At 64.5% G+C, this 17,060-nt stretch carries 1 protein-coding gene (only partly in view); it reads left to right on the top strand.

Annotation, left to right across the window (positions count from 1 at the left end; all coding sequences use genetic code 11):
* Positions 1 to 17,060: the 3' portion of a non-ribosomal peptide synthase/polyketide synthase gene (locus OG203_RS03615; RefSeq protein ID WP_405167764.1), read on the top strand. It extends 3,610 nt beyond the left edge of the window; 17,060 of the gene's 20,670 nt are visible here — the last part of the coding sequence; its start codon lies beyond the left edge, outside the window; its stop codon occupies positions 17,058 to 17,060.

Raw genomic sequence — 17,060 nt, 5'->3', positions numbered from 1 at the left:
GGGAGCCGGGCTGGGAGCCGTTGCCGGTGCAGTACGTGGACTACACGCTGTGGCAGCAAGAGTGGCTGGGTTCGCAGACCGATCCCGACAGCGTGTTGTCCCAGCAGTTCGACTACTGGCGTGGTGAGCTCGACGGCTTGCCGGAGCAGTTGCAGCTGCCGACCGATCGGCCGCGGCCACGGGTGGCCAGCTATCGCGGTGATGTCGTGCCGTTCGCCATCGATGCGCAACTGCGTGCCGACGTGGAACGGCTGGCCGGTCGCGAGGGCGCGACGGTATCGATGGTGTTGCAGTCGGCGCTGGCGGTGTTGCTGTCCAAACTCGGTGCGGGGGAGGACATTCCGATCGGATCGCCGATCGCCGGTCGCACCGATGACGCGCTGACCGATCTCGTCGGGTTCTTCGTCAACACCTGGGTGCTCCGTACCGCGGTCGTTCCGGCGGTGTCGTTCACCGAGATCGTTGGGCAGGTTCGGGCGAAAGCGCTGGCCGCCTACGAGAATCAGGACATACCGTTCGAGTTGCTGGTCGAATTGCTCAACCCGGCCCGCTCAGCGGCGCACCATCCGCTGTTCCAGGTGTCCCTGGCATTCCAGAACAACACCCTGCCGACCTTGGCGCTGCCCGGGGTCCGATTCGAGCCGTACAGCGCGTCCATCGCGACCGCACGGTTCGACTTGTTCTTCAATATCGCCGACGCTCCGGCCGGTCAGCCGTGGGGCGGGTTCGTCGAGTACGCGACGGATCTGTTCGATCGGACCACGGTCGAGGCGATGGTGGCGCGGGTGGTCCGGGTACTGCGACAGGTGGTGTCGAGCCCAGGGATGCCGGTGGGGGCCGTCGATGTTCTCGATGCCGAGGAATGTGAGTTGGTGTTGGGTCGGTGGAACGACACCGCCGTCGAAATCCCGGACGCCACCCTGGTCGAGTTGTTCCAGGCACAGGTCGCCGCGACACCCGACTCGGTCGCCGTGGTCTGCGCGGAAACGGAACTGACCTACCGAGATCTCGATATTCGCGCCGATCGGCTCGCGCGGGTCTTGATGTCCCGTGGGGTGGGTCTCGACACCATCGTCGCGGTCGCGCTGCCCCGGTCGGCAGACCTGATCGTGGCGTTGCTGGCGGTGGTGCAGGCCGGTGGTGGGTATCTGCCGATCGATCCGGCGTACTCGTCGGATCGGGTGGGGTTCATCATCGCCGATGCCGCACCGGTTGTTGTCGTGACGGATTCCGTTACCGCGCAAGCATTGCCGCAGAACGGGATACCACATCTGTGCCTCGATACAGGAGATGTAGCGGACTGGTCGGGTCCGGAACGAGTTGTCAGGGTGCGGCCACAGAATCTGGCCTACGTGATCTACACCTCCGGATCCACCGGGACTCCGAAAGGTGTTGGTATCACCCATCGCAACGTGGTGAACCTGGTTGCTCAAGCGTGGTCGGCAGGTACCTCGGATCGGGTGTTGGTGCACTCGTCGATCGCGTTCGACGCCTCCACTTATGAAATCTGGCCCGCCCTGTGCGGTGGTGCGGCGTTGGTGTTGGCGGGTGAGCAGCGTTCGGATCCGGTAGAGATCGCTCGGCTCGTGTCGAGCCGGTCGGTGACGAAGATGTTCGCGACGCCACCGCTGTTGTCGGTATTGGTCGAGCATGTGGTGTCGTTGCCCGACAACCCCTTCCAGAGTCTTCGGCAAGTGAACACCGGCGCCGATACGCTCACCTCGGGACTGGTCGACGCATTGCGTGCCCGATGCGGCGGTGTGCGGATCGATAACCTTTACGGCCCTACCGAGGCGACGGTTGATGTGACGTCCTGTCGCGTGCTCGATGAGGTGGGTGCGGTGGTGCCGATCGGTGCTCCCGTGGCCAATACGCGAGTGTTTGTGCTGGATTCGTGGTTGCGGCCGGTGCCAGTGGGTGTCGCCGGTGAGCTGTATGTCGCTGGCGCTCAGTTGGCGCGGGGTTATCACGGGCGAACAGGGTTGACCGCCGTGCGGTTTGTGGCGGATCCGTTCGATCCGTCCGGCGGTCGGTTGTATCGCACCGGTGACGTGGTGCGCTGGAATGCGTTCGGGCAGTTGGAGTTCGCGGGTCGGGTCGATGATCAGGTCAAGATCCGCGGCTTCCGGGTCGAACCCGGTGAAGTGGAAACCGTTCTGGCACAACATCCGTCGGTATCCCATGCGGTCGTCGTCGCGCGCGATTCCGGCGGCAGCAAGCAGCTGATCGGATACGTGGTCGCCGCCGGGAATGAGTTCGACGGTGCCGATATCCGCGCGTTCGTGTCCGAGCGGCTGCCGGATTTCATGGTGCCCGCGGCGGTGATGGTGATCGACGCCGTGCCGGTGACCGCGAACGGGAAGCTCGATCGTGCCGCGTTGCCGGAGCCGGAGATCACTGCTTCGGCGCGGTACCTGGCACCCCGCACCACCCCCGAGAAGATCCTGACCACGGTGTTCGCCGAGCTGCTCGGGCTCGACCGGGTCGGCGTGGACGACGGCTTCTTCGAACTGGGCGGAGACAGTATCCGCTCGATCCAAGTGGTGTCGCGGGCGCGGGAACTGGGCGTCGAGATCAGTCCACGGGAGGTGTTCGAGCATCAGACGGCGGCGGCATTGGCGGCGGTGTCGGTCGGGCGCGATGTGGGCGGTCCGGTGCTGGCGGAGTTGACCGGTGGCGGGGCGGGCTGGATGCCGCTGATGCCGGTCGCTCGGTTCGTGCGGGAGTTGGGCGCTGGGTTCGACAGCTTCACGCAGTCGCTCTTGCTGGATCTGCCGATGGGGATTGATCGAGCGGGCTTGGTGGCGACACTGACCGCGGTGATCGATCGACACGATGTGTTGCGGTCGCGATTGGTTGATGACGAGCGGGGTGCTGGGCTCGAGGTCGCGCCGGTGGGTGCGGTCGATGTGGAGCGGTTGCTGCATCGCGTCGATATGGCTGTCCCCGAACAGTATTCAGAGGAGCGTGGCGAGGTCATCGCCGCGCAGGTGCGTGCGGCAGTGGAGCGACTTGCTCCGGCGGCTGGCGTGATGGTGCAGTTCGTGTGGTTCGACGCTGGACCTGCTCGGGCGGGCAGGCTGTCGATTGTGGCTCATCATCTGGTGGTCGATGGTGTGTCGTGGCGGATTCTGTTGCCGGACTTGGCGTCTGCGTGGCAGGACGTGTCGGCGGGGGTGTCTCCGCTGTTGGCGGGGACGGGGACCTCGATGCGGCGGTGGGCACACGGATTGGTCGAGCAAGCGTCCGCACCACAGCTGGTGGAGCAATTGCCTTGGTGGCGTTCGGTTCTCAACGGACCCGATCCGATGATGGGCGCCCGGCCGTTGGATCCTGCCGTCGACGTTGTGGCGACCGTGGATCACGTGAGTATCCAGATTCCGGTGGCGGCGAGCGAGGTTTTGCTCGCCACGTTGCCGACCGTGTTCCACGGTGGCGTCGAGGACGGGTTGCTGGCGGCATTGGCCGCGGCGGTGACCCGCTGGCGTGATGACCGAGGTGTGCACGAAGGGTCGGTGTTGATCCGGTTGGAAGGTCATGGGCGCGAGGAAGATACGGTTCCCGGTGCTGATCTGTCCAGTACGGTCGGCTGGTTCACCAGTATGTTCCCGGTGCGGTTGGCCGCTTCGGCGACGGAGTGGGATCAGTTGTGCGCCGGTGGTCCGGCTGCGGGCAGCTTGGTGAAGTCGGTCAAGGAGCAATTGCGTGCGGTGCCCGACAAGGGCATCGGCTACGGGTTGCTGCGGTACCTGAATCCTGAGACAGCGGTTGTGCTGCAACAGCATTCGACCGGGCAGATCGGATTCAACTACCTCGGGAGGCTCACCTCCACGGATCTGCTGCCGCAGCGACTCCAGGGCACAGGTTGGACGCCAGCCGAGGCCAGCGCGGGATCCATTGCGGCCCCGGACCCGGCGATGCCCGCGATGGCGGTGCTCGATGTCAACACAATGGTCGTCGACACCAGCGAAGGCCCGGTACTGCAAGCGGTATTCGCTGCACCGACGGGCGTGCTGGCGAAGGCGGAGACGGCGGACCTGGCCGAGCTGTGGCAGCGAGCGGTGCTCGGGTTGGCACAGCACGCCACCACGGCGGGAGCGGGTGGCTTGACGCCGTCGGACCTGCCTCTGGTGCGGTTGGGGCAACACCAGATCGAGGTGTTGGAAGCTCGATATCCGCGGCTGGTGGATGTGTGGCCGTTGACGTCGATGCAATCAGGGTTGCTGTTCCATCAGGTGCTGGCGGGCTCGGGATTCGACGCCTATCACATGCAGGTCGTCTTCGGATTGGCCGGACAGGTCGATCCGCAGCGGATGCGAGCGGCCGGTCAGGGATTGCTGGACCGGTATCCGAATCTGCGGGTGGGGTTTGCTGTCGGATCCCATGGTGATTCGGTCCAGGTCGTTGTCGATGATGTCGAATTGCCATGGCGGGTAGTCGACTTGCGTGCACTGGGCGAGGCGGAGCGCGGTGCGGCGTTGGCGCAGTTGCTGATCGAAGATCGGAACGCGCATTTCGATATGGCGGTCCCGCCGCTGTTGCGACTGACGCTGGTGCCGATGACCGAGCAGCGCTCGGAGTTGGTGCTCACCACCCACCACGTGCTGATGGATGGCTGGTCACTGCCGCTGCTGATCCGGGATCTGTTGCGGCTCTACAGCTCCGACAGTATGCCGCAAGCGCCCGACTACAAGACCTTCCTGAAGTGGTTGCGCGAGCAAGACTCCCAGGCCGACATGCGAGCGTGGGTCGACGAACTGCACGGCGTATACGAGCCCACCCTGCTCGCCGGTACCACCGGCAGCGCTGCCGCCGAGGTCGAGCAGGTTGCGGTACCGCTGACAGCGGAGACCGCACAGGCGTTGAGCAGGCGCGCCGGTGAGCTCGCGATCACCCTGAACACCGTCGTCCAGGCTGCTTGGGGCATCCTGCTCGCCAAATCGACCGGCCGCCACGATGTGGTCACCGGCGCGACCGTGTCGGGTCGCCCGTCGGCGATCGCGGGCGTGGATTCGATGGTCGGGCTGTTCATCAACACCGTGCCGGTGCGCGTGCGGTTCGGTCCCCGCGACACGCTCACCGACCTGTTGAAGGGCTTGCAGGCCCGTCAAGTCGCGCTGCTCGACCGTCATCACGTCGGGCTGAGCGATATCCACCAGGCGACTGGCTTGCCCGTCCTGTTCGACACCCTGATCGGATTCGAGTCCTATCCCGTCGACCAGGCCGGAATCGGTGCCGCCGCGACCACCAGTGGCATCGCCATCACCGACCTGCGCGCCAACGCGCCAACGCACTACCCGCTGACGGTCGTCGCGGGCGCCGCACCCACCTTGCAATTGCGACTCGAATACCGCACCGACGTGTTCGATCGGCCGACAGCCGAGGCTATCGCGGTGCGGTTCCTGCGGATACTGCGACAGGTGGTGTCGGATCCGAATATCGCTGTGGGGTCTATCGATATCCTCGGTGCCGACGAGCGCGAGTTGGTGTTGCGGCGGTGGAACGACACCACGGTCGACGTTCCGGACGTCACTTTGGACGAGCTGTTCGAAGCGCAGGTCGCCGCGACTCCGGACACGGTCGCCGTCGTCTGCGCTGATACCGAACTCTCGTATCGGGAACTCGATGCGCGTGCGAGTCAGCTGGCGCGCGTGTTGATTTCGCGTGGGGTGGGTCCCGACACCATTGTCGCGGTCGCGTTGCCGAGATCGGCGGACCTGATCGTGGCGTTGCTGGCCGTGTTGAAGGCTGGTGGCGGGTATCTGCCGATCGATCCGGCTTATCCCTCGGATCGGTTGGAGTTCATCCTCGCTGACGCCGCTCCCGTCATCGTCCTCACTGATCACGCCACCGCAAACACAGTGCCGCACAACGCGACACCGCATCTCTACCTCGACACCACCGAGGTGCGGGACTGCGCCGGTCTGGATCGGGTTATGGCGGTTCGGCCACAGGATCTGGCGTATGTCATCTATACGTCGGGTTCCACCGGTATTCCGAAAGGTGTTGGTATCATGCACCGTAACGTGGTCAGTCTGGTCGCCCAGGCGTGGGCGACCTCTCCCGATGATCGGGTGCTGATGCATTCCTCGATTGCGTTCGATGCGTCGACCTATGAGATTTGGCCTGCGTTGTGTGGTGGTGCCACGTTGGTGGTTGCTGGTGAGCAGCGTTCGGATCTGGTGGAGATCACAGGGCTGATCGCGAGTCGGTCGGTGACGAAGATGTTCGCGACGCCACCGCTGCTGTCGGCGTTGGTCGAGCACGTGGAGTCGTTGTCCGAGCAGCCGTTCGAGAGCTTGAAGCAGGTGAATACCGGTGCCGACACGCTGACGTCAGCGTTGGTGGCGGCGCTGAAGGCCAAGTGTGGAGTTGATCGGGTCGACAACCTCTACGGTCCCACCGAGGCGACAGTCGATGTGACGGCATACGTCACCCCCGAGGACGGGCTGGATGCGGCAGTGCCGATCGGCGTGCCGGTGGCCAATGCGCGGGTATTCGTGCTGGACCCGTGGTTGATGCCGGTGCCAGTGGGTGTCGCCGGTGAGTTGTACGTGGCCGGTGCACAGTTGGCGCGTGGCTATCACGGGCGAACAGGGTTGACCGCGGCGCGGTTTGTCGCGAATCCGTTCGATCCGTCCGGCGGTCGGTTGTATCGCACCGGTGATGTGGTGCGCTGGAATGTGCTCGGGCAGTTGGAGTTCGCCGGTCGGATCGACGATCAGGTCAAGATCCGCGGCTTCCGAGTCGAACCCGGTGAAGTGGAAACGGTTCTGGCGCAACATCCTTCGGTAACACAAGCCGTTGTTGTAGCGCGCGATACCGGCGGCAGTAAGCAGCTGATCGGATACGTGGTCGCCGACCGGGCCAGCGACGAACTCGACGGGGGAGAAGTCCGTCAGTTCGCCGCCGAGCGATTGCCGGACTTCATGGTGCCGACGGTCGTGCTGGTGATCGACTCGGTGCCGTTGACCGCGAGCGGAAAGCTCGATCGCAAAGCCCTGCCCGATCCGGAATTGAGCTCGTCGGCGGAGTATCGCGCGCCGCGTACGGATCAGGAGCAGGTGCTCGCGGGGGTGTTCGCCGAGGTCCTGGGTGTGGAGAAGGTGGGTGTGGATGACAGCTTCTTCGAGTTGGGCGGGGACAGTATCCGCTCGATCCAGGTGGTGTCGCGGGCGCGGGAGCTTGGCGTCGAGATCAGTCCGCGTGAGGTGTTCGAGCATCGGACGGCGGCGGCATTGGCCGCGGTCGCTGTCACCCGTGAGGTGACGGCTCCGGTGTTGGCGGAGTTCGCCGGTGCCGGGGTGGGGTGGATGCCGCTGTTGCCGGTGGCTCGGTTCGTGCGCGAACTGGGCGCCGGGTTCAACAGTTTCACGCAGTCGCTGACGCTCGACCTGCCGGTGGGTATCGATCGGGCTGGACTGGTGGCGACGTTGGCCGCGGTGATCGATCGACACGATGTGTTGCGGTCGCGGCTGGTTGATGACGAGCGGGGAGCGGGACTAGAGGTCGCGCCGAAGGGTGCGGTCGACCTCGGCCAGTTGCTGTACCGCGTCGAGATGACCGCCGTCGAACAGCAGGACGGGGATAAAGCCGCAGCGATCGTTGCACAGGTAAGTGCGGCGGCGGAACGGTTGGCTCCGGCCGAAGGGGTGATGGTCCAGTTCGTTTGGTTCGATGCCGGACCTACCCGGGCTGGCTGGTTGTCGATTGTGGCTCATCACTTGGTGGTCGATGGCGTGTCGTGGCGGATACTGTTGCCGGACTTGGCATCTGCCTGGCACGAGGTGTCGGCAGGAATGTCTCCGAGATTGGCGGGGACGGGAACCTCGATGCGGCGCTGGGCGCACGGATTGGTCGAGCAAGCGACCGGACCGGAGCGGGTGGCCGAGTTGTCCTGGTGGTCTTCGATTCTCGATGGACCCGATCCGATATTGGGGAGCAGGGCATTGGATCCGGCCGTCGATGTGATGGCCACCGTTGATCATGTTCAGGTCCAGATCCCGGTGTCGGTGACCGAACCGCTGCTGACTACGTTGCCCGCGGTGTTCCACGGTGGCGTCGAGGACGGGTTGCTGGCGGCATTGGCCGCAGCGGTGTCCCGCTGGCGCGACGATCGAGGTTCGCTTGCGGAATCGGTGTTGATCCGGTTGGAAGGTCATGGCCGCGAGGAAGATACGGTTCCCGGTGCTGATCTGTCCAGTACGGTCGGCTGGTTCACCAGTATGTTCCCGGTACGATTGGCCGCTTCGGCGACGGAGTGGGATCAGTTGTGCGCCGGTGGTCCGGCTGCGGGAAGTTTGGTGAAGTCGGTCAAGGAGCAATTGCGTGCGGTGCCTGACAAGGGCATCGGCTACGGGTTGCTGCGGTACCTGAATCCTGAGACAGCTGTTGTGCTGCAACAGTATTCGACCGGACAAGTCGGCTTCAACTATCTGGGCCGCGTCACCTCCATGGACCTGTTGCCGCAACGACTGCGTGGCGCGGGCTGGACGCCCGCGGCTGAGGTCGGACAGTTGATTACGCCACTGGATCCGGCGATGCCCGCGATGTCGGTGCTGAACGTGAACATGCTGGTGGTCGATACCGCCGAAGGTCCGGTACTGCAGGCGGTATTCGCCGCACCCACGGGAGTTTTGGCGGAAACCGAGATTCAAGAGCTGGCGGACCTGTGGCGCAGCGCGGCAATGGGCTTGGCTCAGCACGCGACCGCGGCGGGTGCGGGTGGGTTGACGCCGTCGGATGTGCTGATGCCGTTGGGGCAGAGCGAGATCGAGGTACTGGAGGCTCGGTATCCGGGGTTGGTGGACGTGTGGCCGCTGACGTCGATGCAATCGGGGTTGTTGTTCCATCAGGAGTTGGCGGGTTCGGGATTCGACGCCTATCACATGCAGGTCGTCTTCGGATTGGCCGGACGGGTCGATCCGCGGCGGATGCGCGAGGCCGGTCAGGGACTGTTGGACCGGTATCCGAATCTGCGGGTGGGCTTCGTCTCCGGCGCCCATGGCGATCCGGTCCAGGTCGTTATCGACGGTGTCGAATTGCCATGGCGTGTCGTAGATTTGCGTGATACGGACGAGAGTGCACGCGATGCGACGTTGCAACGGTTGCTGATCGAGGATCAGAACACGCATTTCGACGTAACTGTCCCGCCGTTGCTCCGATTGACGCTGGCGGTGCTGGCTGACGAACGCTCGGAATTGGTGTTCACCGCCCATCATGTGCTGATGGACGGCTGGTCGCTGCCGCTGCTGATCCGAGACCTGTTCGGCCTCTACGGTTCTGGCGGCGAGGCCACCGTCTTGCCGCAACCGCCCGCCTTCAAAGAGTTCCTGAAGTGGTTGGGCGAGCACGATTCCCATGCTGGCGTCCAAGCATGGACGCGAGAACTCGAGGGTGTCCGCGAACCTACACTGCTCGCGGACAAGACCGGCGCCATCGTGGGCGGGGTCGAACGGGTCGAGGTGCCTTTGCCGCCGGAAACCGCGCTGGCGTTGAGCCGACGGGCCACGGCACTCGGGATCACGCTGAACACGGTCGTCCAGGCTTCCTGGGGAATTCTGCTCGCCAAATCGACCGGCCGGCACGACGTGATCACCGGCGTTACCGTGTCGGGTCGGCCCCCGGTGCTCGCTGGCGTGGATTCAATGGTCGGGCTGTTCATCAATACCGTGCCGGTGCGCGTGCGATTCGGCCCCCGCGACACGCTCACCGACTTGTTGACCGGCCTCCAAGCCCGGCAAGTCGCGCTGCTGGACCACCATCACATCGGGTTGGTCGATATCCATCAAGCGACCGGCCTGAATGTCTTGTTCGACACCCTGATCGGGTTCGAGTCCTATCCCGTCGACCAAGCCGGAATCGGTGCGGCGGCCGCCACCAGTGGCGTCGCGATCACCGACATACGACCCAAAACACCGTCGCACTATCCCCTGACCGTCGTGGCCAATGCCGCCCCCACCTTGAGTCTGCATTTCGAGTACCGCACCGATTCGTTCGATCGGTCCACGGTCGACGCGATGGCGGCACGGTTCGTGCGGATATTGCAGCAGGTCGTGTTGGATCCGGATATCGCTGTTGGCTCGATCGATGTCCTCGGCGGCGACGAGCGCGAGTCGGTGTTGCGTCGGTGGAACGACACCACCGCCGATATCCCGGACACGACCATCATCGGGCTGTTCCAGGCACAGGTCGCCGCGACCCCGGATGCGGTCGCCGTTGTCTGCGGTGACGACGAGCTGACATACCGAGATATCGATGTTCGCGCCGCTCGACTCGCGCGGGTGCTGATCTCGTGTGGAGTGGGCCTGGATGGTGTTGTCGCGGTGGCATTGCCCCGATCGACAGACCTGATCGTGGCATTGCTGGGGGTGTTGAAAGCCGGTGGTGGCTATCTGCCGATAGATCCGGCTTACCCCTCGGACCGCTTGGCGTTCATCCTCACTGATGCCGCCCCGGTTGTTGTCGTGACCGATTCCGCTACCGCACACCTGCTGCCTGATACGGAAATACCGCACCTCTACCTCGAAACGCTCGAATCCATCGATGCGCGCGACGGGGATCGGGTTGTCGCGGTGGGGCCGCAGAATCTGGCCTACGTGATCTACACGTCCGGCTCTACCGGGATCCCCAAAGGTGTTGCTGTCACTCACCGCAATGTGGTGGCCTTCGCGACCAAGCCGGAGTGGCAGGGCGATGCACACAGCAATGTGCTGGTGCATTCCTCGGTCGCGTTCGATGCTTCCACCTATGAGATATGGGTCCCGCTGTTGGGTGGTGGCCGAGTAGTCGTCGCACCATCGGACCGCACCGATATCGCGGCGCTCGGTCGGTTGATGACAGCGAAGGGAGTTACCGCGGCATTCCTGACAACTCGGTTGTTCGAGTTGTTCATCGAGGACTGCCCCGACGCGCTCGCCGGGCTTCGTCACGTGTGGACCGGAGGCGAGGAGATGCCGCCGGAGGTGTTCGAACGCGCACTGCGGATGTGCCCCGATACCCGCATCGTGCACACCTACGGGCCCACCGAGACAACAACATTCGCGATCCGCCAGCTGTTCGACGGTGCGGAACACTTCGACGGTGCGTCGGTGCCGATCGGGTCAGCGTTGGCCAATGTGCGGCTGTTCGTGCTGGATTCGTGGTTGGCGCCGGTGCCGGTCGGTGTCTCCGGCGAGCTGTATATCGCTGGCACTCAGCTGGCGCGAGGCTATCGCGGCCGGTCGGGGCTTACCGCGGCGCGGTTTGTGGCGGATCCATTCGATCCCGCCGGTGGCCGGTTGTATCGCACCGGCGATGTCGTGCGCTGGAATACCCTCGGCCAGTTGGAGTTCGTTGGCCGAATCGATGACCAGGTCAAGATCCGAGGATTCCGGATCGAACCCGGCGAAGTCGAAACCGCACTCGCCCAACATCCTTCGGTGTCCCAAGCCGTCGTGGTGGCGCGCGGCACCCACACCGGCGGCAAGCAGCTGATCGGGTACGTGGTCGCCGACCGAACGGGCAACGGACTCGATGGGGGACAGGTGCGCCGGTTCGCCGCCGAGCGACTGCCGGAGTTCATGGTGCCTGCCGCGGTGATGGTGATCGACGCGGTGCCGTTGACCGCGAACGGGAAGCTCGATCGAGCCGCGCTGCCGGTCCCGGAGTTGCTGTCCTCGAGGGAGTATCGGGCGCCGGGCACTCCCCAGGAACGAATGCTGGCCGAGCTGTTCGGCGAGGTGCTTGGGCGGGAACAGGTCGGGGTCGATGACAGCTTCTTCGAGCTGGGCGGTCATTCGCTGCTGGCCACCCGCCTGATCAGCCGGATTCGGGTGGCGCTTGGCGTCGAGGTACCGATCCGGACGGTCTTCGACGCTCCGACGGTGGCGCAGTTGGTGACTCGGCTCGATGCCGGTGTGCGGATGCGCCCGGCGTTGCTTGCGCGGCCGCGCCCGGACGTGGTTCCGCTGTCGGCCGCACAGCGAAGGTTGTGGTTCATCCACCGATTGGAGGGGCCGTCGGCCACCTACAACATCCCGCTGGCGGTGCGGTTGCGCGGCGTGGATGTGTCGGTGTTGACCGCTGCAATCGGCGATGTCGTCGCACGGCACGAAAGTCTGCGCACGATCTTCGTCGAGGCGGACGGTGTCCCGACACAGCGGGTGCTCGATGTCGCCGATGTCGAGGTCCCGGTGCGCATCACCGATGTCGATCCCGTCGAGGTGGAAGCGGCGGTGACCGCGGCGGTGCGCTACGGGTTCGACCTGTCCACGCAGATCCCGATTCGGGTCACGGTGGTGCGATACGGCACCGACGAGTGTGTGGTCGTCATCTTGATCCACCACATCGCCGGAGACGGCTGGTCGATGACACCGCTGCTGCGGGACCTGTCGGTGGCGTATTCGGCTCGCCTCGAGCAGCGGGCGCCCGGCTGGGCGCCGCTGCCGGTGCAATACGTGGATTACACGCTGTGGCAGCAGGAATTGCTGGGTTCGCAAGACGATCCCGACAGCGTGCTCAGCCACCAGTTCGACTACTGGCGTGATGAACTCGACGGCTTGCCCGAGCAGTTGCGGCTGCCGACGGATCGGCCGCGGCCGCGGGTAGCCAGTTATCGCGGAGACATGGTGGTCTTCGGTATCGACGCCGACACCAGGGCGGGACTGGAGCGATTGGCGGCTCGTGCGGGTGCGACGGTATCGATGGTGCTGCAATCGGCATTGGCGGTGTTGTTGTTCAAACTCGGTGCGGGGGAGGATATTCCGATCGGTGCGCCGGTCGCCGGACGTACCGACGAGGCGCTGACCGATCTGGTCGGGTTCTTTGTCAACTCGTGGGTGTTGCGCGCGAAAGTGGCTCCCGCGGCGTCGTTTACCGAGATCCTCGGACAGGTCAGGGCGAAGGCGTTGGCGGGGTACGAGAATCAGGACGCGCCGTTCGAGTTGCTTGTCGAGCTGCTCAACCCGACGCGGTCGGCCGCGCATCACCCGTTGTTCCAGGTGTCGTTGGCATTCCAGAACAACACCCTGCCGACGATGGCATTGCCGGGAACCGGGGTCGAGCCCTACGACGCGTCCATCGCGACCTCGCGATTCGACCTGTTCTTCAATATCGCCGACGCTCCGGCCGGTCAGCCGTGGGGCGGATTCGTCGAGTACGCCACCGAGTTGTTCGACCGGACCACGGTCGAGGCGATGGTGGCGCGGTTGGCGCGGATACTGCGCCAGGTGGTGTCGGACTCGGGTGTGCCGGTCGGATCGATCGACGTACTCGATACCGACGAACGCGATGTGCTGTTGAGTAGGTGGAACCGCACCGAGGTCGAAGTCCCCGACCGCACCCTGGTCGAGTTGGTGGACAGCCAGGTCGCTCGCACTCCGGATGGGGTCGCGGTGGTCTGCGGCGATACCGAGATCTTGTATCGGGACCTCGATAGCAGGGCGAACATGCTTGCGCGCGTACTGATCTCGCGTGGCGTAGGTCCCGACGGTGTCGTCGCGGTCGCCTTGCCCCGATCCGCGGAACTGATCGTGGCCTTGCTTGCGGTTTTGAAAGCCGGTGGCGGGTATCTGCCGATCGATCCCGGGTATCCCTCTGATCGATTGTCGTTCATCCTCGCCGACGCTGCCCCGGTTGTCGTCGTGACCGACTCCGTCACCGCGGATCTGTTGCCCGACACGGCAGCACCGCATCTGTATCTCGACACCACCGAGGTAAGCGACTCATCGAATCTGGATCGCGTTGTCGCGGTGGTACCGCAGAATCTGGCGTACGTGATCTACACCTCCGGTTCGACCGGCATCCCCAAAGGTGTTGGTATCACCCACCGCAACGTGGTGCGCCTGGTTGCCTCGGCGTGGCGGCACTCGCCCGAGGACAGGGTGTTGGCGCATTCGTCGATCGCGTTCGATGCCTCGACCTATGAGATCTGGCCGGCGCTGTGCGGTGGCGCCACCTTGGTGGTGGCCGGTGAGCAGCGTTCGGATCTGGTGGAGATCGCCGGGCTCGTGCGGCATCGGTCGGTGACGAAGATGTTCGCGACGCCACCCTTGATGTCGGCATTGGTCGATCACGTCGAATCCTTGCCCGACAACCCATTGCGGACGTTGCGTCGAGTCCTCGTCGGCGGTGCGGAGGTGACCGCGACTGTCGTTCGGAAACTCCAGGCGAAGTGCGCCGACATTCAGGTGATGAACGGTTACGGACCGACCGAGGCCACGGTCTGCGTGACCGAATACGACACGGTGGACGTACTCGACGGCGCTGTTCCGATCGGTACACCGGTGGCCAATACGCGGGTGTTCGTGCTGGATTCGTGGTTGGCGCCGGTTCCGGTGGGCGTGGCCGGTGAGCTGTATGTGGCCGGTGCGCAGCTGGCTCGCGGCTATCGCGGCCGGGCGGGGTTGACCGCGGCGCGGTTTGTGGCCGATCCGTTCGATCCGTCCGGTGGTCGGTTGTATCGCACCGGTGATGTAGTGCGCTGGAATACCTTGGGGCAGTTGGAGTTTGTGGGTCGTATCGATGATCAGGTCAAGATTCGCGGGTTCCGGGTCGAGCCCGGCGAAGTGGAAACTGTTCTGGCGCAGCATCCTTCGGTGTCTCAAGCGGTAGTCGTCGTGCGCGACACCGGCACCGGCGGTAAGCAACTGGCCGGGTACGTGGTCGCGGACCGATCCGGGCCGGTTGCCGGAGAAGATGAACTCGTAGGGCAGTGGCGTCGGGTGTATGACGACCTGTACTCGGGTGTCGACAGTGGCGCGAGCGTTGTCCCGAACGGGGAAAGCAGTGTTGGGTTCGGCGCGGATTTCGGCGGCTGGAACAGCAGTTATACCGGGGCGCCGATTCCGATCGAGCAGATGCGCGAATGGCGCTCGACCACGGTCGACCGAATCCGCGAATTGACACCGCGGCGCGTGCTCGAGATCGGTGTCGGCTCGGGATTGCTGATGTCGCAGCTGGTCCCCGGCTGCGAAGAATACTGGGCGTCTGACTTCTCGGCCGCGACGATCGCCACCCTGCGCGAACAGGTGGCAGAGCTCGATGCGGGGTTGGCCGATCGTGTCTTCCTGAGCGTGCGCAGCGCCGACGATACCGACGGGTTGCCCGAAAGCTATTTCGACACAGTGGTATTGAACTCCGTCATCCAGTACTTCCCGGGTGAACGATATCTGCGCCTCGTGCTCGAGCAAGTGTTGCGGCTGCTCGCCCCCGGTGGTGCGGTGTTCGTCGGTGACGTCCGCAATCTGGCGCTGCTGGAGGAGTTCACCACCGCCGTACAGATCGCGCGCAACGGCGGCGACGATCCCGCGGTCGTTGCCGATCGAGTCCGTCGAGACATCTCCGCCGAACAGGAACTGCTCCTGGCACCGGACTACTTCCTGGCCTTGGGTCGTGTCCTCGACGTTGGTGCCGTCGACATCGGACTCAAGCGTGGATTCTCGGTGAACGAGCTGACCCGGTATCGATACGACGTGGTCCTGCACAAGGCGCCGACCGCAGCGGTCTCGGTGGCCGATGCGCCGAAAGTCGAGTTCCGCGACCATGTTTGGTTGCGGGCATTCCTGCGCACCCGACGGCCGGACGGCGTTCGCATCACCGGTATCCCGCACGCCGGACTGACCGGTCAAATCGAAGCCACCCATCTCATCCGAACAGGGGAGCCGGTGTCGGCCGGTGGGCAAACCGTCCCGCTCGCAGTGAGTTTCGAGGGAATGGTCGCAGACCACGCTGCTCGAATGGATACGGGTTTGCTGCCCGAAGACCTGCACGTACTCGGACAGCAACTCGGATACGCCACCGCGGTCACCTGGTCCACGGAACCCGGCCACATGGACGCGGTTTTCGTCGATACCGTTACGGCACAGGGCAGATCACTGGCCGATGTGTACGTCGCTACGTCGCCCGTCGGCGATCCCGCCGCCTACGCCAACAACCCGCACGCGGGCCTGCTGGCCGCCGAGGTGCGCCGCTGGGTGACCGAGCGGCTGCCGGAGTTCATGGTGCCCGCGACCGTCATGGTGATCGACGCGGTGCCGTTGACCGCGAACGGCAAGCTCGATCGCAAGGCACTGCCGGACCCGGAGTTGGTGTCCGCGCGGGAATTCCGGGCCCCGCGCACCGAACGAGAGCAGACCCTGACCGAGCTGTTCGCCGAGATCCTCGGACTCGACCGGGTCGGCATCGACGACGACTTCTTCGCGCTTGGCGGTCACTCCCTGCTGGCCACCCGCCTCACCAGCCGGATCCGGGCGACGATGGGAGTGGAAGTCCCGGTTCGGGTGATATTCGACGCACCGACCGTCGCCGAGCTGGTGACCCGGCTCGATGAAGGTGGTTCCGCGGGTACCGATTTCGATCCGGTGCTGAAGCTGAAGAGTTCCGGATCGCGGAAACCGTTGTGGTGTCTGCATCCCGGCGGTGGACTCGGCTGGTTCTATCAGCAGCTCGGACGGCACCTGCCCGATCGGCCGGTGTTGGCCATTCAGTCCCGTGGATTGGATGGCGGCCCGGTTGCCGAGTCTTTCCAGGAAATGCTGGCGGACTATATCGACCGCATCCGCACATTCCAGGAGGACGGCCCCGTCTTTCTGCTGGGTTGGTCGTACGGCGGAATACTCGCGCATGCGTTGGCGTGCGAACTCACCCAGCGCGGGATCGAGGTCGGATTCCTCGGCATTATGGACAGCAAACCTCCGGTCGCGTCGGCTGTTGAACCCGAAGTATCAGAAGACGACGCCATGGCCGGTATCCGGGATTGGGCCGCACAACGATTCGGCGACCAGCTCGAATCCCCCGAGATTCAACGGCTGGTGGAGCAGGCGACGAAGGTACTGATCAACAACAGCAAACTGCTCGACGGGTACACCTCGCCGTGCTACGACGGCGACATGACGATATTCGCCGCCACTCTGGACGAGGAAGGCAATCGAAAGGTGGGCTTCCAGGCCGAGCTCGAACAAGCCTGGGATGCGCATATCGGCGGACGGATGGAGGTATTGGAGGTCGACTGCGCGCACGGCGACTTCGATCGCCCGGAAAACATGAATCTGATCGGCCGGTTGCTGCGCAACATCCTCTGA

This window comes from Nocardia sp. NBC_01499 (assembly GCF_045040275.1).
Lineage (GTDB): Bacteria > Actinomycetota > Actinomycetes > Mycobacteriales > Mycobacteriaceae > Nocardia.
The sequence above is the reverse complement of the archived record's forward strand: the minus strand, read 5'-3'. Positions and strand labels throughout refer to the sequence as shown.